Genomic DNA, 25,654 nt, shown 5'->3' with positions numbered 1-25,654 from the left:
GAGCAGTGTAAAGCTACCACTGAGCGTTCGTAACACATTCCACTAAAAACCAAGGCCTCGTGATTGCGAGGCCTTAATTTTATCTAAAATGACTACAAGCTAAAAACTACTAAACGACTGTGGCAGGCGCTGTACTTCATCCCAGTCCGATAGCTCAATATTGATGAGTGATTTGCGCTGCTCATTACACAGTGAAGCGATATTGATGATAGGAAGTTGGCTACGAAACTGGGCGGTGAGTATCACCTTTTTACTTTCGTTAAGGCCGCTTCGGCATTGCGCCAAAATCGAGTCTGTCTCTAGTTGGTGTGCGTTCTCGATAACCTGAATATCAGCATTTTTTTGATAGTAACTTGTGAGCCAAGATATCGCCTGCTCTTCTACGCTGGTGAGCACGATGACATCTTTTGTTGCCATCAGATCGTTGAGTTCAAGTTGTTTGAGTTCCGTTTCCATAAATACTCTCTTCGTCAAGCCTGCGGCCTATCACATTAAAGTCGGTTGCCCAGTTTAGCCTGTGCCAAATGGTAGCCTCTGTCTATCATCTCCTTTGAGCGTTCAAACTCTAGTGTGCCACAGGCATTACGTGGGACCTCAAGGGTGATATCGGCAGGATAAGCTGCCAGTTTCTGGCGGGCAATCGTCGACTGCATCGCATCAAACGCTTGGTTGGCAATATCGTAAGCTGCAAAGTTGAAGCTCATTTTACTTTTGACGTTATTACCTAGGTTATCGATAAAGTGCGCAACCTTATCGTGCAGATTACTCTCTTTTGTCGGTAGAGAAAGAGGTGTCACTTCCTGCTTAAGTGTCTCAGGTTCACCACCTAAGTTCACAGCCAGCGTCACGTCAGTGCTATCGCCGAAGGTAGGCGCAATAGGTACAGGATTAAGCACTCCCCCATCAATAAGTTCTTCGCCATTGATGACATGAGGAGTGAAGAACAGTGGCAGAGAGATAGAAGCGCGAATGGCATCAAACAAGGAGCCAGACTTCAGCCAAACCTCTTTTTCTTCAGCGACATTCGCGGCAACTGCGATATATGAGATAGGCAACTCTTCAATAGAGGTCTCGCCGATTAGCTGACGTAGCGAGTCTATGATCTTATCCCCTTTGAACATCCCGCTTGATTGCCATGAAAAGTCCAACAGCATAGTCATATCAGACTGGTCGATACTGGTGATCCACTCTTCAAATTCGTCCAACTTACCTGCCGCGTAAACACCACCGATAAGGGCACCAATTGAACAACCAGAGATCGATTTTATCTGATAGCCATGTTCAATTAACCAGCGGATAACGCCAACATGAACCAAGCCTCTGGCGCCACCACTACCAAGTACCAATGAGATTGTTTTTGCCATCGTACTAATCCTTTAAATCATCAGCTCTTCAAAGTGTTAGGCACAAATTATATCACTTCGAATAACCGCACGCAGTGTAATGCTTTGAAAACTGCTCCACCTCTGTACATTTTAATATGTTGACGGGGAAACGAGTCATTCCAGCAAGCCTAAGCGCGACTAGGAATCTGGTTTCCGCGAGCGCTGATACAAAAAAGTCGCCCACTTAAAAGCGAGCGACCTCATGTTGTTCATTCTATTTCTGTGTTCAATCTGTTAGTAAGCTCATTCTGTTTATGGAAACGGAGAGCTACAACACGCGCAAGCACTCTTCTGGCGACAAGCTCAACAGTGTATTAGCGAAGTTGATCTTCTCATCGCGCCACCTCAACGCCGCTTCTCGGCCATCTTGTGAATGTCGGTCGGCTTCAAAGTAGCTTTTGCTTGGTAGCCCGTTGGCTGGCGTCATCACCATAGATTGCTCGTTCAAGCGGATCGTAAACAAGAACTGGCCACGTTGCCCGGTTTGCGCTGCTGGGTGGTGCAGTGTGGTATCACAACAATAGCGTCTATCACGCAGCGCACGGCATGTGTACTCAAAGGCATCTTGTGCACCACGGCCAGGGAACGCGGTGTAAATGCTGATGCCATCACGTTGCAAAGACTGGTCACCCGCCGCGAGTTGCACCGCGTGTTGGATCATCCTAAAGCCCAGAACCACGCCACCAATGCTGTTCAATCCGCTGTACTGAATTGCGCCTTCTAAGCTGAGGTGAAGTTTGTCTTCCCCTTCATAGAGAAAGAGATCAGGCGATGCCCAATCACTCTTTGGAATAAGCAGTTGAGTAATATCCGAGTGTTCCATGTTGGTCTCCGCAGCAATGAGTGTGTTTGAGACCAAAAAATAACGTAATGAGAATTATTATCAATAAATTTCGTTCAAAACATTGCTATCAGACGGGTTTAAAGTTCAGCTTGAAAGGACTTAAAACAACAAGTGCCGGTCTTCCCTTTGAAATACCAAAAGTTGCCTTATAGCGTATACCTTGGTCTCAAACGTATCGCTTACTTTTCAGACAGCTTCTCCATCAAACCACACCCAAAGATGCTAGAAAGCAATATTCGATAGACTTTATTGGATGCTTTAACGCCAAGCATTTCTCATTAGATATTCGTTTATTACCCATCAAGTTCATCGTCTACAAACAAGCTGCCTCATCCAATTTACAGGCTTTCATTCTAGCACCCTCACCCTACGACTAATGTCTAACTACCTGAGTCTATTTGTTTTTTTTGGTTTGATATAAGGTACTAGCAACTGAATGTTAATGACCTTTTAAATATAAGTTGACGTATTGTTTTTATCACTAAGTGAGTCATGACGTTCTGTGTAGAAGAAAAAGATATCGCTAACTACTCCGCTCAATCTTGGTGTCGAGAGTAAATTACGTTTGTTGGAACAACACACCTTAGAGTGTGAAAGAAAGGAATCAAAATGAGCAGTACTTTAGAGTCCGTAAATATACCAAGAGAGGAGCCTCAACCCCATGAGGACGAACTCTCTTATGAACAACAACACAAACCAAGCTCAGAGTTTGAATCCCGAGAGCAGTATCTAGAGCACGAACTACAAATCATGTCGCCTAAGCGCTGGCGTCCAAATTTACCGTTTAAAGATTATAGATTTGAGATAGAAGACACCATCCCAGCCATGGCCGCGACCATTGGTAAAGTGGTGATGGTGGGCGCGATTGCAGCCACCTTCGCTGGTGCTCTCGGATTAAATGAAGACTTCATCCTAGAAAACGTTCGATACGAACTCCTTATCGCCTCTGTCTTCATCATTCTTTTCTCTGGCTTTCTACTACCAACGGCTAACCTCGCAGGTACCCACGGCCCACTAATTCCTTTGATCCCTATCGTGGTTGCTGCTGGCGGTCACCCAATGGCCTTTGGCTTGTTGATTGGCGCGTTTGGCCTGCTGTTAGCCATCAGCAAAGGCGGCAGTATGTTGGCTAACCTCACCAGTAAAGGTGTGTGTGGCGGATTGCTGCTCTACCTTGGCTTTGTGGGAACCGCTTCTCAGGTGAAAAAACTGTTCGCTTGGGCTGAAGGAATCGGCATGAGCCACATCGCTTTCGTGGTGATCTTCTGCACCATTATTCTGTATGCGCTATTGGAGCACTTCCGTAAGCGTTGGTTAGCTGTGCCTCTTAGCTGTTTGTTGGGTGGTACGATTGCATTTGCTATGGGTGCGCCATTCGCTTTCCACACAGAGCCAGGCTTACCTAACATGAACCCTATGTATTGGTGGGGAGAAGATACAGGTTGGATGCTTGGCCTGCCAACGATTGAACACTTCATGGTCGTACTACCGTTCGCGATTCTTGCGGTAGCGATGTGGTCACCAGATTTCCTAGGCCATCAAGTATTCCAAAAGATCAGCTACCCAGAGCGCACTGAAAAAGTACACATGAACATTGATGACACCATGACCACAGCGTCTATTCGTCAAACGTTCGGCTCACTACTTGGCGGCACCAACTTTACGTCCTCATGGGGTACTTACATCGTACCTGCAGCGATTGCTAAACGCCCTATTCCAGCGGGTGCTTTGCTGACGGCTCTGTTCTGTATCATTGCTGCGATTTGGGGCTACCCGATGGATTTAGCTATCTGGCAACCTGTACTTTGTGTAGCTCTGATTGTGGGTGTATTCGTTCCACTGCTAGAAGCAGGAATGGAGATGACGCGTGAAGGCAAAACCACTCAATCAGCAGCGATTGTTGTGTTCTCATCAGCGCTTGTAAACCCTGCATTTGGTTGGTCACTCACCATGCTGCTGGACAACCTAGGCTTAGTCGGCTGTAAAGAACGTAGTGGTGAACTGAGTAAGATGAGCCGTTGGGTACTACCGGGCATTATGTTTGTTGTACTAACAAGCGTAATGGCATTGGTTGGTCTTCTACCGGGTATTCCAGCAATTATCCCGAGCTTTCGCTAAGATAAACTAGCATTAGTTTGAAAGAATAAGGCCTCGCACACGCGAGGCCTTATTGTATCGGTTGTTCAACCAGAAATTAGTGAGAGCTGACTTAACTTGAAAGCCATTCATCTAGCACTGCGATGAACTTAGGGTGGATAAGATAACCTATTGACGCGTGAGGGTTACTTTTCCCGTTGCGGATATTGAGGTTATAAATTGGGTAGATGTCTTTCATTCCGCCGGGTACTAAGCCCAGTTCAAGCATCTCTTTAAAGTCGTTTTTGATTTCACTGTCGTGAGAGATGAAATCGTCTTCTGCCGAGATATTTATCCACTGTTGAATGTTCAAGGGGTACTTCTTATCACCTTTTAGGCGGCTGCCTTTCAGCCTATCTTTTACGTTTTCATCACCCAGTGGTGAACCGAGCGTAACCAATAAGTCGACCTTCTTGTCGGCGCCATAATCGTGTCTGTACTCTCCGTAATGAGATAACTTCCATAGCACGTCATAACTGATCATCGAACCAAGGCTGTGCGATACGATCATTATGTCATCTTGATTATCAAGCGCTTCCTTCAGCTCAATCATTAATCTATGCCGAACATCGCTACCAAAATAGGTATCTTCATTCCAATAGTGAGCCATATCTGGCGCGACCATTGTAATTAGCGTTTCTGCTGCACCTAGTCGCCCCAATATCGCGGAGAAAGTATCTGCCAAGGCCTCTTTAAGAAAGCCCATTTTAGATACATCATCATACGTTGCTTCGTCGAACTGATGAGTTTGGTATTCTTTTAGCTTCGCCAATGCCCGCTGCCGACTTGCAGGGTCTTCGGTTGGCTTTTTTAGCAATGTGTTTGAAAGCTCGCCGTAGTAGACAAACCGCTTATCGACATTTCTAAAAACTTGTAATGCGTTTGAGTTTCCACAGTCTCGATGCAAGCCATGCTCTATCGCATCGTACCAGAGCGCTTGAAGTGGTGCTTTATCGGGCTTTTGATCGCGACCGTGAATGAATATGATTTTCTTAGCCATAGAGGGACGTCCTAAATTACACAGTTAACGTTATTATTTTCAATAACAAACACCCGTTAGGTTCGCTCAATTCTTGCCAATAGAATGCTGCTGACTCCCCATGTAGAAGTGATTGCTAATTCCTTTATATAACTATGAGACACCGGTTTTAGGCGATTAATGAGTGAAAGATTCCGTCACGACTCGCAAACTGATGACGAATGTACCGAGCAAAACCTCCTACCCACAAAAAAGCCCCGCAAACGCGAGGCTTTGGTTTTCAATCAAGGGTTACAACTGCCCTACTTCACTGTCTTTAGTCCATTCGAGTAATGAAGGTTTGCTCGTCATCAACAAAAGCCACGTAGTCGCCGTGGTAGATGAACACGCGGCCACGCCCTTCAACAATACACGCTAGCTGCGGGTTCAAGTCTTCTTCAAGATCTTTACTTTGATATGTGCCGGTATCAGTGATCACGCCGCGAAGCGTCGGCAAAAAACCATAGCAGCGCTTGGCTTGGTCAATCAGGCTCAATTCACTGTTGCTAGAAAAGTAAGATGGGATTGGACCAGCATCTTCGATAAACATCGGCTTAAGTTCTTCAAAGGCGGTAATTACCAGCCAGTCGATGCCGTTTACATGATGGATAAACATAGTGGTTCTCAATATTTCTAATGCGGGGATTCTATCATTATCAAGCTGTGAGCGTGGCAGAAATTGAGTGGTTAAAAGCAAGGTCTGACCCCGCTGTAGTTTCTCCTTAAAACATAACCGAATTATTCAGCTCGCATTCACAATTGATATTGCATTCTGATTAAAGAATCCATTGATAAGCGGCGAATAAAATGAAGCTCTCCCCCCGATTAAAGACCCTAGTATCAATCACTTTAAGCAGTGTCATTGTCTGGTTCCTTTTACCTGCTGACCTTGAATTAGCACGAAAGATCCCAGCGTTTTTTGCCACAGTATCGATGATCGCTATGGCGGGAGCCATGTTATTAAGCTGCAGACCAAAATGGATAGAGTCATTGGTGGGAGGGATGGACAGTGCATACATTTGGCATAAATGGTTAGGTATTTTCGGCCTTGTTGGTGCTTCGTTTCATTGGTTGTTAGTACCCGGCCCTGCAGGGAATGGTATCGATCCTTCATTCGCTGAATTTGGAGAAGAACTGGGGCAATGGGCAATGTATGGATTGCTGCTTCTTGGTAGTGTAAGTATGGTTAAAGCACTGCCTTACCGTCTTTGGTACTACACGCACAAACTCATGGGGCCAATATTTCTAATAGCGGTTTACCATACGTTTTTCTCGGATGTTCCTTTCGTCATCGACAGTGTCACTGGTATCTCTTTGATCGTCGTTTCGCTTGTGGGTAGTTTAAGCTGGATATACAAGACCTTCATCAAACCAACCACCTATCAAGACTATGCTGTTACTCATGTAGAGAAGCTTGACGGTGCCCTTGAGATTACACTCAATACCGATGGTAAAGGCATTCAATATCATGCGGGGCAATTCGCCTACCTCGATTTTGGATACGATAAAGTAGAACACTTTCACCCTTTTACCATCGCCTCCGCACCACATGAAAAAGAGCTGAAATTCGTTATACGCTGCCTAGGCCGTCACACAAGTGAACTGTACTCAAGAGTGAAAACTGGAGACAAGGTTAAAATTGATGGTGCATACGGTCGATTACACGCTGAAAAGGATAGTACTAAACCGCAAATTTGGATTGCTGGTGGCGTCGGGATAACTCCTTTCCTATCTTGGCTTCAAGCTGTTAAGCCATCGCACCAGCCTATTCATCTATTTTATGTCGGCAAAGGTAAGTTTTATTCGCAAATCATTAAAAAACTATCAGGGTTAATACCGAGCAAAAACGTAACGCTACATACACAGGCTGATTTTAATGGGCGTTTGAATTCGCAAGTGATCACTGAGCTTGTCGAGACGCCGGTGAAAAATCATCAGTTTTTCGCATGTGGGCCCGAGCAAATGATGAAGGACTTAAAAGAGCAACTGATCTCTGACGGAATGTGCCCAACGCAATGGCACAACGAAAATTTCTCTATGAGATAAGGCTATACCAACAGCTATGGATAAATATCGTCACCACCTGTCGCCATGAAGATATTATCCCCTCTTTGGACGTTAAAGGCCTCGCACACGCGAGGCCTTAGTTTTATCTATAGAGTGATTACTTTCCAATAATCCAATAATCCAATAATCCAACCGCAGTTTAATTCACAGCGTAGTGTTTTCTTGCTGCCTCAAGGATCTTGTTGGCTTCCACATCATCGCCCCAGCCTTGCAGTTCCATGCCACCGTCTGGGCCTTTGTAGTTTTCAAACCAAAGGCCAACGATGTCTTGAACACCTGGGTAGGTATTGTTTAGCTCGTTTAGAGAAGTAACATCTTTAAATGGTGAATCGTTAGTGAGAACGGCCACGAGTTTGTCATCTTGCTCGCCATCATCTAGCATTTTCATCACACCGATCAGACGTACAGGAACAACTTCACCACGTGGTACAGACTGACCAAGAACAATCACATCTAATGGGTCGCCATCACCACCAAACTCTTTTGGTAGTGCAGTACGCGGGATAGAGCCGTAGTTACCTGGGTAACCAAGGTAGTTAACCACGCGTGGCGCGCCTTTTTTGTGTTCCCAGATAACTTGCTTGTCATTGTCTTTGCTTAGTTCCCACTTAGCGGAAGTACCTGTCGGGATCTCTACAATCGCATTGACGATGCCATCAGCAGAAGCTGCAGGGTAATCATTAAAGCTTGAGTTTGCTTCAAGAGTAAACGCGTCTAATTGTTTTAGTGCAGGAGCTGACGCCGCTGCTAAGTCATAGCTTAAACCGTTGGCGGTCGATGTAGTTTTGTAACGAAGCATGTAGTCAACCTTGCCACGCTCTTTGAACAGTTTATCGAAGCCTTTTTGGTTGTATGCGCTAAACTGCCCCATCTGTTTAACCGAAAGATTTGAGCCACCAACGTTGTTCGTATCCATAGATAGGATATGGTTGCTGACCGCATTGACTGCCTTTGCGTAACCTTCAGTAGAATTCAGATCAAAGTCTGCTGCATCAATCGCTTTACGTACTTCTTTAGACCAGTAGAACTCTAAGAACGGGACAGGCTTACTTGGCTTGTTCCAGCCCACATCACGAGAAAAGTACATCAGTGAGCGGTATTGATCGTTAGCGAAGTTAGTTAGCCCAAGAGAGGTTGGAAGTTGTTGATAGCTAATCGCTTCACCGTTGTTATCAAACAGCCATGTATTGCCGTCTTTTGCCATTTGGTTCCAGAACGCGTCCATATTTTTGAGGTTGCGGTAATCTTTATCAAGCACCACATTCACATTGAACGATGCGCCACCTTGAGGCATGCGGTAGAACACATTGAACGTATGGTGACCGTCTGTTAGGTAGTATTCACCATTAGGTGCGACAACCACAGTCTTCATGTCTTTTTTGCGTGCGCCTGTTTCCATTTCACAGGTGAAAGTCGAAGGAATATTCGGGTGTGCTTGGTCTTTAATGCTCACTACGCCTTTTTGGCCATTGGCTTCACAGATTTCATCAAACATCTTTTCTTGGTCAAATTGATAACGACCCAACTTGTACATAATTTGATCATAACCCACAGATGGTTGAGTTGGTTTTAACTCATGGAGACCAAGATTAATAACATCGCCTTCAGAGACATTACTTGCGTGCGTTGGTAAAGCGAAGATAGCCAGAGCGCCAATCGTGGCAACAATCCCAATTTTTTTCATAAGTCCTTCTATATACGTAACAAAATTTCATACGCTAAATTAATCTGCTACCGTGACACTAATATTTCACTTTAATAAAGAAGGTGTTGCACTCGTTCTGTGGTGGTTGAACGATGAGTTACCGTGCCCTGCTAAGTCCATGATTATCAATTGGTACTGCTTTGAAAACTCACTCATTTGGTTTTGCCAAAGCCTACTGTCTAAGCTCCAACCATGAATGAAAATCAGCGCCGTCTCCCCGCCCCCACTTTTGCCCTACGCAATTTGCTCACCATCGTGAGATAACGCAATACCGCCCTTAAGCGTTGAATCATGATCCATGGCATTAAAGCTACCAAGTGCCATAAATAACAAGAGCGTGATGTTTAGAATTAAACGTTTCATAGTGTCTCTCTACTTACTTTAGAGGGAACACAGAAAGCGCCCCTCTCAATCAATATAGGCACTATAAAGTGTGAAGCTTTAGACAGGTCAAGGGTGATTTAGATGAAGAAATCTTCGCTTTGGTAAGTTTGCCAAGTCATATCTCGTCCGAGATGAGTTACGGTTCAAAGTTCAAACAGTCATGTTTAATTAAATTCGAAATACAGAAACAATAAGAAGCAAATGCGAAAACTGCGCCCCTTAAACTAATACGATTCTCACTTAAACTGCTGAAGTTGTGTGTGAGCGGTTTATCGACCAACCTTCAAACCACTGACTTATAGATAAAAAACTAGTTAGCAATGCAAAGTAAATGCTACTATAGGCATAACATGTAAAAGGCAACTCAGAATCGATGAAACGTTCAATAAATTCAGCACTCGCTAGTGTGTTTTCAGTTAAGACTAACAATGAAGCAAAAAATGACTTCATTACTTCTTCATTGATAACACAAGAAGTTACTCAGTTCAGAGGTATCGAGTTAGATCAGCTCTGTCGTAGAATCTTCAGCCACCCTAAACTTCCCACTAGCATCAGATTTCTATACAAAGATATTGACACATTTTGCGGGCTCCCCAACATATGTTTCAGTGACTCAAATTCAGAGCTAACTTGGCTGAGCCACCTTTTTCAATTTAACTCAGACGAAATATCTACATTCGTGTCGGTAAAAAACGATGTAGAGGCTTTAATATTGATGTCTCGTCACGAAGAAGCTATTTGTAAACTAGATTTTTTAAACGCTAAATGTGGCTACTCCTTTTGGGAGATAGAGATGAGAAGCTGCATTGAAAAATATATAAATAGCAAATCAAATCAAAAATATATCACTAACATAAGAAGTAAATTAAAACATAAAGTAGAAGATTTCTTCTTGCAACAAATCCTTTTCAAGCACCAAAGTAAACGGTTTGAAACATTCTCTAAAAACCTAGTTGGCATTTTAGATGAAATGAGGGACTCTTCAGGGGATACAATTGCAACTCACTATGCAGATGTGTATTCAAGCTATTTTTTACCTTTAGAGTTCGATAAAAGAGTATCGGTTGATACTAGAAGACTATGGCCAGCTACACATACATCATGCTTAGATCAATACTTGTTGTTTAAGAGCTATTTTAGCGACAAAGTGGCACACGGATCAGGCCTTACATCGAGAGAGCTTTCTGTCCTAAAAAGCATTGTAAAAGTCATAGATGATAAAGATATCCAAAACCTCATTTCGGTGTCTGAGAATAAAGATATTAGCAATAATCAAGATATATATATTTGCATTGACCGCTATACGAATGGTGATTATCAATATGTGAATAGAAAAATTATCGACCTGATAAGCAATAACGCTAGGTATATCTCTCTTATTGAAATTCTGGCGAGAAGTAATATTTATAGTGTGTATGAATCTGAGAACACATTATTGGAAAAAATTGTGCGTTGCTTTAGATCAGTATTGATGTCTGAACCTGACTCTATGACAAAAAAATTAGTAATAGAGAACATCGCTACCACGTTCAACCATTCTACCATATGTTCATCTTTACTATTTCATCTATATAACACAATTAAAAACAACGATTATAAGAGAGATATCTCTAGAAAAAATTGCTTACTTCAATTGGAATATTGCACCCCCTTAGTTATCAATGGTGTGAGAAATTATCATGGCGATTTTGATAATGCTCCCGAATATAGAAAGCTGAAACATAGAGATATATCAAATTTAGACACCCATGAGATAATAGATCATTTTCAACAATATAGTCGAAAGTGCCTAATTAAATCTGATTACATTATAGATTATTCAAATTATCTAATAGAACGTGGCGACATATTAAAATGTGCAGAATTCACTGTAGATACATATATTGAAAACAATCTGACATTTCCATTCCTACCAATAAAAGAATTGATCTTACACATTGAAGATCAAGTGTTAGAAGAAACAACTATAGATATACCGATACTCTATAGCATTTATAGTAAAAACATATCAAAGGATCGAGAGGAAGAGAAAGCTGAAGTATACGAAGACTTCATTAATGAATACGACACACACTTACCATCGACTTTATTTGAGGGCCCAGAAAATATAACTGGGAAGATAGCTTACTTCTTGAAAAATGTCTGTGTGATTTCAACCATGGACTCTTCTGAAGAGTTTGATAGCACAGAAGACATTAAAAAAGAGAGAGTGGTTATTTTAGATTTATTAAAGAACACTGATTTTTTTGATGATCTAGTCATGTCAGAAAGAAATAGCATATTAGATGAATTATCTTTTGATGGACTAAAAACAAAATTTGACACCAGTAAAATATTTGTTGATGTTGATTCTATTAAAAATGAGAAGTTTGAACGTTATAGGTTTCTATATGACCTTTATCAAGATGCGGCAATTAACGATCAGTCATTAAACACTGAAGATGAGTATACCGTAATTGACGACTATAAAAATGAGAAAACAGTTGTTCCCTCAAGTAATACTACTGATGTTTTATCTCAGATATATAGAGAAATTGTCAATGATTTTGTCTGTAATGAAAACTATGGTTTAGACAAATATTTAAGTGCCGATATAAGACATGGTATATTTATAAGCCAAATTCGGTCAGGAATTGAAAAGCACAATATTATAACTGATATCGATGAAGATGGAAATTATGAATTAAACGCGATTATCGATGAAAAATACCCACTACTAGTTCATAAGATTAAAAGTAGAATACATGATAATATTTGTTTTTTCTCTAAAAATTTCGATGATGCTTTGAACAGGGCGAATTCCATCTTTAATGTTGCTATCGATTATAATGAAAAAAATAACGGGCTTTTTGATTTTCTCCCTATGTTTGAAAATATAAGTGGTCTCCGAGAATCAATAAAAAACAGTTTAACCTTTGAAGATTTCTTTGAAGCTATTATTGAATACATGTGGAAACTGACATTAAATTCATTAGAAAATGTTAAGCGTTATATCAATGAAGATTTAAAGCTAGAGTTAACAAAAACTATAAATGATCTAGAAATTAGCTTAATCAATCATAAACGGACAGTGCCTTTGAAAGAGCTCTTCGAGGCAATTACTCACATGAAGGCGTCGGTTGTTGAAGAGTTGGATAGGGTGACATCTTGGTTGAATGTAGCAGAGATGAACGAAAGCAACATCTATGATGTAAAGTCGGTTGTCTTTGCTTGTAATCAAACCTTCGAGTCCATCTTTTCACAATATAAGATATGCTTGGATATAGACAACTATACTGAGAGCACTACCTTTACCTATAAAGATGCAAAACCACTAATGACATCAATAATTACCGCTCTTGATAATGCCAATAGCTACGGGAATGGTAAGGTCTTTCTTTCTGTAAAGAGGGTCGGTGAAGTAACTAACATTATAATCAGGAATTCTTTTACTTGTAGAAATGACAAAGGACTTAAAGGTCTCAGAGAGCTTATCTCTAATAAAATGTCTGATAATAATCCAAGCTTGGCTAAGATTGAAGGTGGGACTGGAATATATAAAGTCTACAATCTATTAAAGAACTGTCCGAATAGATTTATACTTACATGCGAAATAAGTGATGATGAAATGTTTACTTTAACTATTGGAGTAAAAGATGAAGATTTTAATAATCGAGGATAATGAGCATAAACGCGGTAAAGTGTGCTCATTTATTCGTTCTATTGATGAAAACATTGAGTTAAAAGAAGCGTTTTCATTTAATTCAGGTGTGAAATCTGTATTAAATGAACCACTTGACCTTATCATTCTCGATATGAGCCTACCAACACATGATAAGTCTGCTACAGAGTCTGGAGGAAGATTTCGCGTCTATGGTGGTAAAGATATCGTGAGGAAAATGAAACGAAAATCAATCGAGACCCCTTTTGTAATTCTTACTCAATATTCAAACTTTGGTGAGGGTGATGGAAGAAAAGACTTGATTGATATTGAGAAGGAGTTAGAAAAAACGCTCCCAACGCAGTATATTTCTACGATACATTATGAAACTTCGAGCCACTTTTGGAAAGAAAAATTACAACGGGTAATAAAAGAATTAAATGATTAAAGTTCTGATTGTAGATGATAATAAACTTCGTATTAACAAACTAAAGAAAGCTATAGGCAAATTAAGCAATCAAGAATATCTAAAAATTGATGAAGCGATGTGTGCATCTAGCGCAAAAAAGTTGATGAGAATTACGAAGTATGATCTTTTAGTTTTAGATGTTGTACTTCCAAGAAGAAAAGGAGATACACCACAAGCATCTGAAGGAATAAAAACCCTAAGAGATATCCATGATAAAGATGCATACTTCTCACCGACGAAAGTTATTGGAATCACAGCTTTTATTGCAGATATGGGTAAATTTTCTGACGAGTTCCATGATCGTACCTCCATTATTTTAGAAGCAACAGCTAACTCCTCATCGTGGGTAAGTAGGATTTCAAACAATGTAGATAGTCTGATTAAGACATTTGTGTCAGAGGCTAGATCTCATGCTAGTGTTTCTTTAATTACTATCCATGGAATACGCACAACTGGTAAATGGCAAGATACGCTAGAGAAGTTAGTAACGGAGAACTCAAGGGAGGTTGAAAATATGCCGTTAAAGTACGGATTTTTCAGTTTAATCTCATTTTTAATTCCTAGCTTACGTAACTACGTCTCAAAGAAGATAGAAACAAAAATTCACTCGGTGTTAGATCAGTCAAAACATGAAAAGGTAATCCTTGTCGCTCATAGTTTTGGAACCTATATAGCCGCGAAAGCGATACAATCTTACTCTGGGAAGTCGAAGTTAGATCTTGTTATTTTTGCTGGTTCGGTATTGAAAACAGACTACGATATAGAAGAAATTCAAAGTAAGACTTCTACTTTTATTAATGAATGTGGTGGAAAAGATAAGATTCTAATGTTTTGTAATATGTTAGTTCTTGGACTTGGAGATGCAGGAAGAACAGGCTTTATCACACCTCAAAGTAATTCATTTATAAATCGTTATTATGATGGAGGGCACTCTGTATATCTAACTGAAAATAGCATGCTTGAAAATTGGATACCTCCAATTATTTCCGAAAAAGAAATTAGTGCATTTGATAATAGGGAAAATCGCTGGTACCAGGATGTGACAGAATTTGTCATTCAGCTAGTATCTAGGTTCAAGCCCTTGATTTATATAGGCTTACTATATGCTGCTTATAGGGCAACTATAGTTTAAAACGGATTAAATTTGTCATATTCTCTTAATTGTGACGCTCTAATTACAAGCTACTATACACATGATAAATACTTTTTTTTGTCCATTTACGAATCAACCCTACTACTTTGGAACAAAAAGTAAAAATCCGCCTTCTTAGAAGGCGGATTTAGTTTTCAGCCCCCTAAAAGGGGGCGTTTCCACGCTGTTAGTTCATCTTCAACTCTAACTGCGCTTCATACTCTTGGTCTTTCTTGTCTTGATGTCTAACATAGCGCCGAATTATGGTCTCGTTCACACCTATCGTATCGACAAAGTACCCTCTCGCCCAAAAATGATTACCCCAAAGCTTCTTTCGAATGTGGGCAAACTTATTAAACAATCGAATTGCAGACCGCCCCTTTAAAATACCCATCAATGTTGAGATCGAAACTTTTGGTGGAACAATAACAACTAGATGAACGTGATCAGGCTGAATATTTAACTCCAGTACTTCACAATCCTTCATATTGCAAAGTATATAGATAGACTTATACAGTTCTCTGGCAACATTACCCTTGAGAATTTTAAACCTATACTTTGGGGTCCAAACGATATGGTATTTGCATCGCCAATAGACGTGTGATGAACTTCTATAATCGCCCATGTTATTTGTTTCCTCTTACTTGTGGTGAATAAGAGCATTACTTCTAACATGGGCGTGTTTTCGGGCAACAGCCCCTAGGAACAATCACCACCGCCAAAGGCGGTGGTTTAGGGATGACAACAAAAAGGCCTCGCAATGCGAGGCCTTTGGTTTTCTATCTATCAGAAGAGATTAGTCGCGAAGTGCTGCGCCGAATTTCTCTGAGATTGAAGCTACGATAGCATCTACTGAACCAGCGATGTCTGCGTCTTCTAGTGTGCGCTCTACAGACTGTAGAGTCAGCGCGATAGCTAGGCTCTTCTTGCCTTCTTCTACGCCCTTACCTACGTAAACGTCGAACAGTTTAGCGTCTGTTAGGAATTCGCCACCAGCTGCGATACACGCTTCTACGATGTCGCCAGAAGCTACTGCTTCGTCAACAACTACCGCGATATCACGACGGTTTGCAGGGAACTTAGATACTGCTACTGCTTCTGGAAGCACGCGAGTGTTGATAGCTGCCCATTCGATTTCGAATACGATAGTACGGCCGTTAAGACCAAACTTACGCTCTAGTTCTGGGTGAACAGTACCAATGATACCCACTTCTTTGCCGTCTACTACGATAGCCGCAGTTTGACCTGGGTGAAGTGCTGGGTGCTTAGCTGCTTTGAAGCTGTAAGCTTTTTCGTTCGCTGTTAGCTCTAGAACTGCTTCTAGATCGCCTTTCAGGTCGAAGAAGTCAACAGTGTTTGTTGCAACGTCCCAGTGCTCTTCGCCACGAGTACCAGAGATAACGCCTGCTAGCATCATTTCTTGACGCATACCGTTTTCAGCTGATGCTTCTGGGATGAAACGTAGGCCAGATTCGAATAGACGAACGCGTGGCTGTTGACGCTTCTGGTTGTGAACAACTGTGTTTAGAAGACCTTGGATTAGGCCAAGACGCATTGCTGACATGTCCGCAGAGATTGGGAATGGCAGGATTAGCGGCTCAACATCTGGAACGATCAGTTTTTGCTGCTCTGGCTCAACGAAGCTGTAAGTGATTGCTTCGTGGTAGCCACGGTCAACTAGAAGATCACGAACGCGCTTAAGCGGTTGGTCAGCTTCTTTGTGGTCGTTCATCTTAAGTGCCGCTTTAGGCGCTTGGTTTGGAATGTTATCGTAACCGTAGATACGACCTACTTCTTCAATTAGGTCTTGCTCGATTGCGATATCGAAACGCCAAGATGGAGACGTCGCCGTCCAACCAGCTTCAGTCGTTTCAACTTCACAGCCTAGACGAGTTAGGATTTCTACCACGTCTTCAGATGGGATTTCGTGGCCTAGTAGGCTGTCTAGCTTAGCGCGACGTAGAGATACTACGTTTGCTTTTGGTAGATCAGCTTCAGATTCGCTGCCGTTTACTGGCGCAACTTCACCACCACAGATTTCAACTAGAAGCTGTGTTGCACGCTCCATTGCTACTGCTTGTAGTGTTGAGTCAACACCACGCTCGAAACGTAGAGAAGAATCTGTGTGTAGGCCGTAAGCACGTGCGCGACCACGGATGTGATCCGGTGCGAAGAATGCTGCTTCTAGAAGTACGTCTGTAGTTTCAGTTGTTACACCAGACTCTTCACCACCAAAGATACCAGCGATTGCTAGTGCTTTGTTGTGGTCAGCGATAACAAGTGTGTTGCTGTTTAGTTCAGCTTCGTTGCCATCTAGAAGTGTTAGTTTTTCGCCCTGCTCTGCTAGACGAACCACGATGCCACCTTCGATCTTAGCTAGATCAAATGCGTGCATTGGTTGGCCTTGCTCTAGCATCACGTAGTTTGTGATGTCTACAACTGGGTCGATTGAACGGATACCACAACGACGCAGTTTTTCTTGCATCCAGATTGGAGTTTCCGCTTTCACGTTTACGTTCTTAACCACACGGCCAAGGTAACGTGGACAAGCATCAGTTGCTTTGATTTCAACAGATACTGTGTCTTCAATGCTTGTAGCAACAGCTTCAACTGCTGGCTCTGTAACGTCTGCGCGGTTTAGTACGCCAACTTCACGAGCAAGACCACGGATGCTGAAACAGTCAGCGCGGTTTGCTGTTAGGTCTACGTCGATCGCAACGTCTTCTAGGTCTAGAAGTTCACGAACGTCCATACCTAGAGTTGTACCTTCTGGTAGCTCAAGGATACCGTCCGACTCTACGTCGATACCTAGCTCAGAGAAAGAACAAAGCATGCCGTGCGATGGAACGCCACGTAGCTTTGCTTTCTTGATTTTGAAGTTACCAGGAAGTACTGCGCCAACTGTTGCTACTGCTACAGTTAGGCCAAGACGACAGTTAGATGCACCACAAACGATGTCTAAAAGCTCTTCTTCGCCGATATCAATTTTTGTAACTTGTAGTTTGTCTGCGTCTGGGTGCTGACCGCACTCAACCACTTTACCTACTTTAACGCCGGTGAATTCACCAGCAACAGGTTCTACATCGTCAACTTCCAAACCAGCCATAGTGATTTGGTGAGCTAGCTCTTCGCTGTTAATTGCAGGTTTAACCCACTCGCGTAGCCAAGATTCACTGAATTTCATAGTTTTGACTGCCCCGGATTACTTGAATTGTTTTAGGAAACGAAGGTCGTTCTCGAAGAACGCACGAAGGTCATTTACGCCGTAACGAAGCATTGTTAGACGCTCAACACCCATACCGAATGCGAAACCAGAGTATTTCTCAGGGTCGATGCCTACAGAGCGAAGTACGTTAGGGTGAACCATGCCACAACCTAGAACTTCTAGCCATTTGCCATCTTTACGTTTCACGTCAACTTCTGCTGAAGGCTCTGTGAATGGGAAGAATGAAGGACGGAAACGCACTTCTACTTCTTCTTCAAAGAAGTTACATAGGAAGTCGTTCAGAATACCTTTCAGCTGAGCGAAGTTTACGTTCTCATCTACCAGCATACCTTCCACTTGGTGGAACATTGGTGTGTGAGTTTGGTCGTAGTCGTTACGGTAAACACGGCCCGGAGCGATGAAACGGAAAGGAGGCTTGCCGTTTTCCATTGTACGGATTTGAACACCAGACGTGTGCGTACGTAGCATTAGGTCTGGGTTAAAGAAGAAGGTATCGTGGTCAGTACGAGCTGGATGATCTTCTGCGATGTTTAGTGCATCAAAGTTGTGGAATGCATCTTCAATCTCAGGACCAGACTCAGTGTTAAAGCCTAGCTCACCAAAGAACTGTTCAATACGCTCAACTGTGCGTGTTACTGGGTGTAGACCACCGTTCTCAATGCGACGACCTGGTAGGCTCACATCGATTGTCTCTTCAGCCAGTTTCGCTTCTAGCTCTGCACGTTGTAGTGCGTCTTTGCGAGCTGCGATCGCTTGTTGAACAGCACCTTTCGCTTTGTTGATCTCTTGACCAGCAGTGCGACGCTCTTCAGGTGGTAGTTTACCTAGGCTTTGAAGCTGTGAAGTAAGTTCACCTTTCTTACCTAAATACTGAACTCGCACTTCATCAAGTGCGACTAACGAATCAGCGCTTTCAATCGCTGTCGTTGCATTAGCAATGATCTCTTCTAGATGTTGCATCGTTTCCTCATCTACCTTCTGGTAGTGTCCGTATCGGATGATTAGTTTTTTCGATAGCTACACATAGTAATCAAACCAGCTACTAATGCCAAATTGAATTGCCAAAAGAACAAGTTATTGACTAAAAACACGACAAATTTAGCCTTCTTTAGTGTCATAGAAACCAAATACCGCTGAGTCTTGCTCAGAAACAGGCAAAAGTTGTCGTTTTCAAACATAGCTACACTGTTAACCTAGATGCTAATCAGGCTCGATGAACAACAGATGACAACCTCCTCTCCTCGAAAAAGCAAACAATGTGCCCTATGTCAGAGCCCATTGTTTGGTAGTGCAATTGCTTAATAGTGCAATTATTTAACAGCGCAATTGCTTAATCGGGTAATTGGTTAAGTACTTAAATCGTTATTTTGACGTTAGTTCTGTTAAAAACCTAAGCTTTCTAGAAATAGTATTCGATAGCCACTTCGACAAAGTCGTCCTTTCTAGCAAAGAAGAGCAAGTCTTCCGGCGTTTCGTTCTCGAACAACCAACCGTTCAATCGCCACTTAAAATGGTTGTTGATTCGGGCTGAGGCTTCTACGCGCGCACTGTAGACATCGCTGTTGTCTAAGTCTTGCGTCATGCCGACCAGAACTTCGGTGCCGTCTTCATCGTTAAGCGCAAATCGCGTTCCGACAAACACATCGTTTTGCCCCACATTTTGCGCATTGTTGCCTCGGCTGTCATACAGATATTCTGCAAGAAAACCGATGTCCCAGTACGAATCTAACGCCCCTACCCAAGTATATTCAAAGCCTGTGACTAGCCCTGTGTGGTTATCGAAACTGTCTCGATAAACGCTTTCTAACTTGAGTAGCCAGTCACCGACAATGCCTTGTACATCTAATCCGACGTGCTGCATTTGAGCGTAGTAAGGTTTGAGCTTGTTCCCTTCAAAGCGAAAGTATGGGTCGCGGTTGGTACCCGCTAGATAGCTCAAGCCAACATCCCAGTCTCCATACATTTGGCTATAACGCAGCGCGACATCGACATGCTTTTCTTCTCTCGAGGATTCATACAGCGCATCATCAGAAACTGGGATGGTTGGTCGCAATCTGCCATCTTCGCCCGCAAAGGTGCGCTCTCTGAAATACGGCAGTAGCATCGCATCTACGGTGCCCCAATCTTTAACTGAGGTGAAGTGCACCATAGGTTGGCCAAGTTTGGCTTCACCATCGACCGATTCAATGGCATCGGTCTGGTTCACTACATCCACCAAGTGCGCCGATTCTGTCACACCCCAGAACACTTTGCCGACACCAGCACGCAGCTCATAGTCGTCCCAATAAGTGAGGTACAAGGCTTCACGAACATCGCCGTGAGTTCGCTCATCGTCTTGACTGTCAAAGCGATAGAACGGGGTGAAAGTGAAGCTGCCATTGCCGTCTTGCTGCTCCCAATAGAGTTCGGGTTGCAGGACGAGCGAAGTTTGGTCTTTGCTCTGCCCTTGTAAGCCGTCACTGAAGTACTGACGATGCTCCACGTTGACTTGCCCAGCAAGCTCTACCGAATGACACATCGCAGAGACACTCATTAAGCCGAGTGTCGCAGCGATGGTCACCGCCAACTGCGAGCCGAGTAACACTTTCCTTTTCATATCACTGCCCTACTTCGCTCGCTTAAGGGTGTTCTTTTGGAAATCACGATCTTCAAGTCCGTTTTGGAACACTAAGTCTGTTGTGGTTAGGACGGTGCTTTTACCCGTTTGATGGTTCTGCATCGCCATAGTATGGGCACGCCAGTATTGGTTTAGATACTGTTTGTAATCTTGGAACGACAAGGTTTTTAGCAGTGCGCCTTTGCGGTCATAGAATTCGACTTTCATTGGGCGGTAGTGCTCTTGGTCGAGCCACACTTTCTGCTTGGTGTAACCTGAGTTTTTATCGGTTGGCACTTGCTCTAACACAAAGGTATCCAGCCCATCGAGTTTGGCGTCTTCCACATAGTTAAAGGTGTACTTTTCTAGCTCAAACGAGCTCAAGTCTTCGTACGCAAATTCACTGCCCATGAACGGGCCGGATTTGTTACGTGAAGAGATGCGTTTCACACGCTTTAGCGCTGGCAGATACAACCATTGGTCGTCCGATTTAGTAATGTGCGAGTGGTTGAGAAAAGCTGTACCTTTTACATCGCGAGGTTGGTCGAAGATGGTTAAGCCTTTATCGCCATCGTTATCGACCTCTAGAGATTTAAGGCGCATTAAGCGGGTGCTGCTCTCTCCTTGTTTGTTTTTGAGCAGCATCTCCATAGTGGCAATTGAATCACCCCAGCCTGTGTCTAGGCTTTTGCGTTTTTCAGCAATTTCTAGCCCTTTTGCAGGGTCAGCCAATGCAGGCAGAGCCGCAAATGTGCCTAGTGCTAACGCACCCATTGTTATCATTGACGTTATTAGTGTTTTCTTTGCTTTTGTTTTCTTACTGATAGAGTGTTTATAGCTTTTCATAATGTTCTCCTTGGGCAGCCCGCATCTGCAGGCTGACATTTCCTTATTTTGTCGAAGTAGATAACTCAGCCGTTGGGTTTGCATGTTTTTCAGCAGTTGAGGTTGATAGGGTCTCAGCAGTTTGCTTTTTTGCGTCGCTCACATAGTGGTTTTCTTTGTCGAAAATCATCAGCAAGATTGGCAGTAAGATGAAATCCACAACCAGTGCGATGAAGATAACAATGGCGCTCAACAAGCCCATATCGGCGTTGAGTCTGAAGCCAGATAGCGCGAGTACACTAAAGCCAGCAACAAGCACTACTGTGGTGATCCACAATGCGCGGCCAACGGTATGGAAGGCGTAACGCACTGCTTGTTCAGCCGACTGGCCTTCTTTGCGTGCACGCTGGTATTTACTTAGGAAGTGCACCGCATCATCAACCACGATACCCAAGGTAAGCGTGACAACGACTGATAAACCAAGGTTGATTTCACCCGAGATAAGCGCCCATAAACCAAAGCCAATGATCGCTGGCGCAATGTTTGGTACTAGGCTAATCACACCTAAGCGAACCGAACGCAGAGCGAAGATCATCAGCGCAGAGATCAGCACGAGCGTGATTGGCAAGGTAGAGAGCATGCTCGCCATGTTGGTTTCGCCGATGTGAGCAAACATCAGTGATGGGCTAGATGCGACCACTTCATACTGAGGCGCGTTCGCTGCGAACCACGCATAGATACGCTCTTCAAGTTCCACCAGCTCCACACTGCCAAGGTTATCGACGGTGAGTACCATTTTGATCGAGGATTTATCGACGTTGATCTGGTTGTTGAGGTCCAATCCATAAGGCAGAGACATCTCGTACAAAAGTAGATATTGCGCAGCAAGTTCACGGTTAAGCGGTAGCTTGTAGTAGCTGTCGTCGTCGCCATGCATGTTCTTATTCAAACGCTTATAAACGTCTGAGAGTGTCGCTACATGGTCGGTTTCTGGTTGAACGCGTAGCCACTCAGTGAAATCACCAATCGCTTGCAAGAACACAGGGTCAGCAATGCCTTGAGACTCGTTGGTTTTTATCGCGATACTCAGGTTGGTCATGCCACTGATGGTCTGTTCCATAAAGTCAGCGGCTTGGCGAAACTCATTGGAGGTGTCAAAGTATTTCACCGATTCGTCGTTGACTTTATTAAGTGGAATTAACGCCGCTGCAACCACTATCACTAGCGTAGAAACGGGCAGCAAGGCTTTGCGATTGTTCACTACGAAATCGCCTAGGTTGTCCATGAAGGTCACTTTTTCAGACTCACTAGTGGTTGGTGCAAGGCGTTTCACTGGCAGCAGGTTAAGTAGCGCAGGCAGCAGAGAGACGGACAGCAAGCATGCGATCATCACGCCCAGTGCAGACAAGTTACCGAAGTCACGAAGCACTGGAGAGTCCGACATGTTCATCATCAAGAAGCCAATCGCTGTGGTGACGGACGTGATTAGAATTGGGATGAAGTTAAGCTTGATGCTGTATTGAATCGCTTCGGCTTTGGTCATTCCACGCTGCATGGCTTGGCGCATGGTCACAATCACGTGCACGCAGTCTGCGACCGCTAGGGTTAACACCAGTGTTGGAACATTCACGGTTGCGGTGCTTAAAAACATACCTACCCAACCAGACAAGCCCATGGTCGCGAGAATCGAGGAGATGATTACGACAAGGGTTGCGACAACGCTAAAGAACGAGCGCAGCATAAAGGTAAGGAACACCAACACCACCAACAGCATTAACGGCACTAGCGTTGAGCTGTCCTCTTGCGCTGAAGTCATAAAGGCGTTGTTCATGGCGATGATGCCCGCTTTATGGAACTCCACATTCGGATACTGAGCTTGGTACTTACCAATCATGGCATTGATAGCCGCGATAACTTCTTGTACTTCTGCAGTTTTATCCACTTCTGGCAGTTGCACGGTCACGTTAACAATCGTTACATCACCAGACGCCGACACTAACGCATTCTTGAGTAATGGTTCGTTCAAGGCGATCTGTTTTACTTTGGCGATTCGTTCTGGCGTGTGCTCATACTCTTCATAGAGCAGGTCTTCCACCAGCAAGTCATCTTCTATCGCTTCGGTATGTTGATAGTTGGCAATGGAATCGACACGGCTTGAGTATGGGATCTGCCATGAGTCGACAGTGAGGTTTTGAATCAGAGTCAGAGTCTCTGGAGTAAAGACATTGCCATCGTCTGGGGCGATCACAATGGAGAGGTTGTCTGTTTTGGCGAAGGTGATTTGAATCTCGTCAAACGCCATCAACTGTTTGTTGGTCCCTTCAAAGAAGATGTTGTAGTCACCTCTGAAATAGAGGTTTTTGGCACCGAACGTCGCAACGGCGATCACCGCTAGCACTACGAACAGCGTTATAAACGAACGTTGGGTGGGCAAAGTATACCAAGCGTTCTGGGTTTCTGATGGTTGATTTTGGGGTTCCATCACAGCCTCCATATGTGACGATTCGTCATAAATGTATATTTAAAAACCAGCAATTCGCTGGCAAACATACAAAATGAGGTCAAAACTAAGAATTGATTCGATACAACCTAAATCAGCTCATGTTTTTGACGATTCGTCACTAATGGCGCTTAAATAACCCACCAAGGTGGGTTAAGTGTGATCAACGACCAACAGATTCCAGATAGGCTACTTCTTCACTGAACAGCTCTTGCTCTACTCGGCGCCAGGTCTTCTTGTAATCCCATTCCGAAGAGAGCGGCTTCCAGTTCAATCCATCTAAAAGCATATTAGCGTTGTGTAACACAGAATATGGGTCTTGGATTCGTTTAATACAGTGGCTATTAGATGCATTTTGGTTCAAGGCGTTAGAACCAAAAGCGATCGACCAGTTTGCAAAAACAATAGCATCAGAACCAATTCCAGAAGAGAACTTCAGGTCCCCCGCTTCAACAGCGCGGTTTACCAACTCATCGGCATGCTGAATCACCATCTCTTCGAGTTGATTAAGCTCTTGCACTCTTGTTGGCGAGGCCTTCTCTAGTATCCAAGGGCTCTTAGCCATAATTGCACAGGTTGACAGTACTGGCTCCATGCGTGCATAGATTCGGTATGCAACGTGCAGTGCCATTACTTTTTCACGGCTTGTGCCTTCAAACTCTCCAGAGCGCGCAAATAACATCGCCTCTGTTTTAAGTGAATGAATACACAGGGCTAAAACAACGTCTTCTTTACTGCAAAAATGATTGTATATCGTCCCTTTCGAGTAAGAGCTCGCAGCGGTTAACTTATCCATTGTTAAGTTACCAAAGCCCTGCTCTCTAACGATATCCCTTGCCAACAACATAAGCTCTACCTCGCGTTCTGCGATCGCTTGTTGTTTCTTAGTCATGCCCGAGATGCACCCTAGCATTCCTTTTATTTCATCTTTGCAACCTAAGCCAAACTTCATGTTTAGTCCGTACCTTAACTTAGCCTATTTACAGGCGTGGTCTGTTTTAAACCTTGTCTGTATTAAACAATACTCCTACTCAATATAATAACATGAATCCCATAATCATGTACGCTGCCATTTTGTGACGCTTCGTCATTTTTGACTTATCGTCATAATAGCCCAACTATTGATCAGATCAAGTCTCATTTATAAATTTATTCGACTCATGAATCATTTCTAACCATTGCTCAACCAAGCTCATACATTTTCAATCCCCTACGTGACGCACTGTTCATTCTGGGATCCTTATGGTTCTTAAATAGGTCGTTTTGAAATAGAGGTGGAGTGTTGAATGCTCAGCAATGCTTAATATTTGTTTAGCTGACATTGATTTAGCTTAAGTTGCTATAAATTCCGGTGTGGGTGGCTTACAATGGGAACATGAGTTGTACTTTATCAAGAGCATCATTTTGAGCGCTAAATTTACCTATCTTACTTGGAAAATTAATACCAGCAGCCCAGCTGAAAAGTTGGTGATGCTTTTACTCGCAGACAATGCCGATGATGAAGGCTACGCAACGATTGAACTTAATAAGGCTTCTACGCTGACGGCTCTATCTGTTTTTGGATTAGCGGACTGCTTAAAAGCCCTAGTCGACAATGGTTGGCTAGATAAAGTGAAAGTCGAGCGCAGAGACAACCAAGAGATTCACGTGTTTAAGATGCTGCTGGAACAAGAGCAACCTGCGCAACAGGTAAACTCCATTCCAGTTTATTCACCTGCACCTGCACC

Annotated in this window: 18 protein-coding genes and 2 pseudogenes; 6 read left to right on the top strand and 14 right to left on the bottom strand. The window is 43.2% G+C overall.

Annotation, left to right across the window (positions count from 1 at the left end; genetic code table 11):
- Positions 1-99: 99 nt before the first annotated feature.
- The 3 genes from KI655_RS17165 to KI655_RS17155 form a co-directional block, all read right to left on the bottom strand.
- The gene (locus KI655_RS17165; protein WP_285407394.1) at positions 100-456 is read right to left on the bottom strand and encodes a hypothetical protein; all 357 of its coding nucleotides are present in this window, start codon (positions 454-456) and stop codon (positions 100-102) included.
- A 35-nt stretch (positions 457-491) separates the two neighbouring features.
- Complete coding sequence (locus tag KI655_RS17160; RefSeq protein WP_285407392.1) at positions 492-1,364, bottom strand: patatin-like phospholipase family protein; 873 nt, start codon at positions 1,362-1,364, stop codon at positions 492-494.
- Between the two features lie 289 nt (positions 1,365-1,653).
- Positions 1,654-2,208, bottom strand: coding sequence for a hypothetical protein (locus KI655_RS17155; RefSeq protein WP_152468861.1), 555 nt, complete (start codon positions 2,206-2,208; stop codon positions 1,654-1,656).
- 630 nt (positions 2,209-2,838) lie between these two features.
- Between KI655_RS17155 and KI655_RS17150 the strand changes: the two genes are divergently transcribed.
- Entirely contained in the window at positions 2,839-4,347 is a 1,509-nt protein-coding gene (locus KI655_RS17150; protein ID WP_285407391.1) for a DUF3360 domain-containing protein, read from the top strand.
- Positions 4,348-4,438: 91 nt separating this feature from the next.
- On the opposite strand, the gene KI655_RS17145 is transcribed toward KI655_RS17150, so the two are convergent.
- Both KI655_RS17145 and KI655_RS17140 read right to left on the bottom strand, forming a co-directional pair.
- Positions 4,439-5,365, bottom strand: a complete 927-nt coding sequence (locus KI655_RS17145; protein WP_285407389.1) for a hypothetical protein — start codon at positions 5,363-5,365, stop codon at positions 4,439-4,441.
- 295 nt (positions 5,366-5,660) lie between these two features.
- Positions 5,661-5,999: a cytosolic protein gene (locus KI655_RS17140; protein WP_285407387.1), complete on the bottom strand. Its 339-nt coding sequence runs from the start codon at positions 5,997-5,999 to the stop codon at positions 5,661-5,663.
- Between the two features lie 191 nt (positions 6,000-6,190).
- Between KI655_RS17140 and KI655_RS17135 the strand changes: the two genes are divergently transcribed.
- Positions 6,191-7,429: a ferric reductase-like transmembrane domain-containing protein gene (locus KI655_RS17135; protein ID WP_285407386.1), complete on the top strand. Its 1,239-nt coding sequence runs from the start codon at positions 6,191-6,193 to the stop codon at positions 7,427-7,429.
- 160 nt (positions 7,430-7,589) lie between these two features.
- Here the strand turns inward: KI655_RS17135 and KI655_RS17130 are convergent, their stop codons facing one another.
- Together KI655_RS17130 and KI655_RS17125 are read right to left on the bottom strand one after the other, a co-directional pair.
- The gene (locus tag KI655_RS17130; RefSeq protein WP_285407384.1) at positions 7,590-9,134 is read right to left on the bottom strand and encodes a ParB-like protein; all 1,545 of its coding nucleotides are present in this window, start codon (positions 9,132-9,134) and stop codon (positions 7,590-7,592) included.
- Between the two features lie 105 nt (positions 9,135-9,239).
- A pseudogene (locus tag KI655_RS17125) lies at positions 9,240-9,518 on the bottom strand (alpha/beta fold hydrolase); the annotation flags it as partial.
- 394 nt (positions 9,519-9,912) lie between these two features.
- Between KI655_RS17125 and KI655_RS17120 the strand changes: the two are divergent.
- From KI655_RS17120 to KI655_RS17110, 3 genes are read left to right on the top strand one after another with little or no spacing between them, the layout of a single operon-like run.
- Positions 9,913-13,200 (top strand): hypothetical protein, encoded by a 3,288-nt coding sequence (locus KI655_RS17120; RefSeq protein ID WP_285407382.1) that lies wholly within the window; start codon positions 9,913-9,915, stop codon positions 13,198-13,200.
- A complete protein-coding gene (locus tag KI655_RS17115) occupies positions 13,175-13,627 on the top strand; it encodes a hypothetical protein (RefSeq protein ID WP_285407380.1) in 453 nt (150 codons plus the stop codon). Before KI655_RS17120 ends, KI655_RS17115 begins: the two co-directional genes overlap by 26 nt.
- Entirely contained in the window at positions 13,620-14,780 is a 1,161-nt protein-coding gene (locus KI655_RS17110) for a response regulator (protein WP_285407379.1), read from the top strand. Before KI655_RS17115 ends, KI655_RS17110 begins: the two co-directional genes overlap by 8 nt.
- Before the next feature lie 187 nt (positions 14,781-14,967).
- Here KI655_RS17110 and tnpA read toward each other — a convergent pair whose 3' ends face one another.
- From tnpA to KI655_RS17075, 7 genes are all read right to left on the bottom strand, one after another.
- On the bottom strand, positions 14,968-15,405 hold the full coding sequence (gene tnpA, locus KI655_RS17105; RefSeq protein WP_285407377.1) for an IS200/IS605 family transposase: 438 nt from the start codon (positions 15,403-15,405) through the stop codon (positions 14,968-14,970).
- Between the two features lie 171 nt (positions 15,406-15,576).
- Positions 15,577-17,964 (bottom strand): phenylalanine--tRNA ligase subunit beta, encoded by a 2,388-nt coding sequence (pheT, locus tag KI655_RS17100; protein WP_285407375.1) that lies wholly within the window; start codon positions 17,962-17,964, stop codon positions 15,577-15,579.
- Between the two features lie 18 nt (positions 17,965-17,982).
- Positions 17,983-18,966, bottom strand: coding sequence for a phenylalanine--tRNA ligase subunit alpha (pheS, locus tag KI655_RS17095; RefSeq protein WP_032548794.1), 984 nt, complete (start codon positions 18,964-18,966; stop codon positions 17,983-17,985).
- A gap of 439 nt (positions 18,967-19,405) precedes the next feature.
- Positions 19,406-20,602, bottom strand: a complete 1,197-nt coding sequence (locus tag KI655_RS17090; RefSeq protein WP_285407372.1) for a hypothetical protein — start codon at positions 20,600-20,602, stop codon at positions 19,406-19,408.
- A 9-nt stretch (positions 20,603-20,611) separates the two neighbouring features.
- Positions 20,612-21,385, bottom strand: a complete 774-nt coding sequence (locus KI655_RS17085; RefSeq protein ID WP_285407552.1) for an outer membrane lipoprotein-sorting protein — start codon at positions 21,383-21,385, stop codon at positions 20,612-20,614.
- Positions 21,386-21,491: 106 nt separating this feature from the next.
- Positions 21,492-23,909 carry an RND family transporter gene (locus KI655_RS17080; protein WP_373417308.1) on the bottom strand — a complete coding sequence of 806 codons (2,418 nt, stop codon included), beginning with the start codon at positions 23,907-23,909 and terminating at the stop codon, positions 21,492-21,494.
- 181 nt (positions 23,910-24,090) lie between these two features.
- Positions 24,091-24,879, bottom strand: coding sequence for a TetR/AcrR family transcriptional regulator (locus tag KI655_RS17075; RefSeq protein WP_032548792.1), 789 nt, complete (start codon positions 24,877-24,879; stop codon positions 24,091-24,093).
- 452 nt (positions 24,880-25,331) lie between these two features.
- Here KI655_RS17075 and KI655_RS17070 point away from each other — a divergent pair.
- A pseudogene (locus KI655_RS17070) lies at positions 25,332-25,654 on the top strand (hypothetical protein); the annotation flags it as partial.

Origin of the sequence: Vibrio sp. D404a (genome assembly GCF_030248535.1) — a bacterium.
In the GTDB taxonomy this organism is placed as follows: domain Bacteria; phylum Pseudomonadota; class Gammaproteobacteria; order Enterobacterales; family Vibrionaceae; genus Vibrio.
The sequence above is the reverse complement of the archived record's forward strand: the minus strand, read 5'-3'. Positions and strand labels throughout refer to the sequence as shown.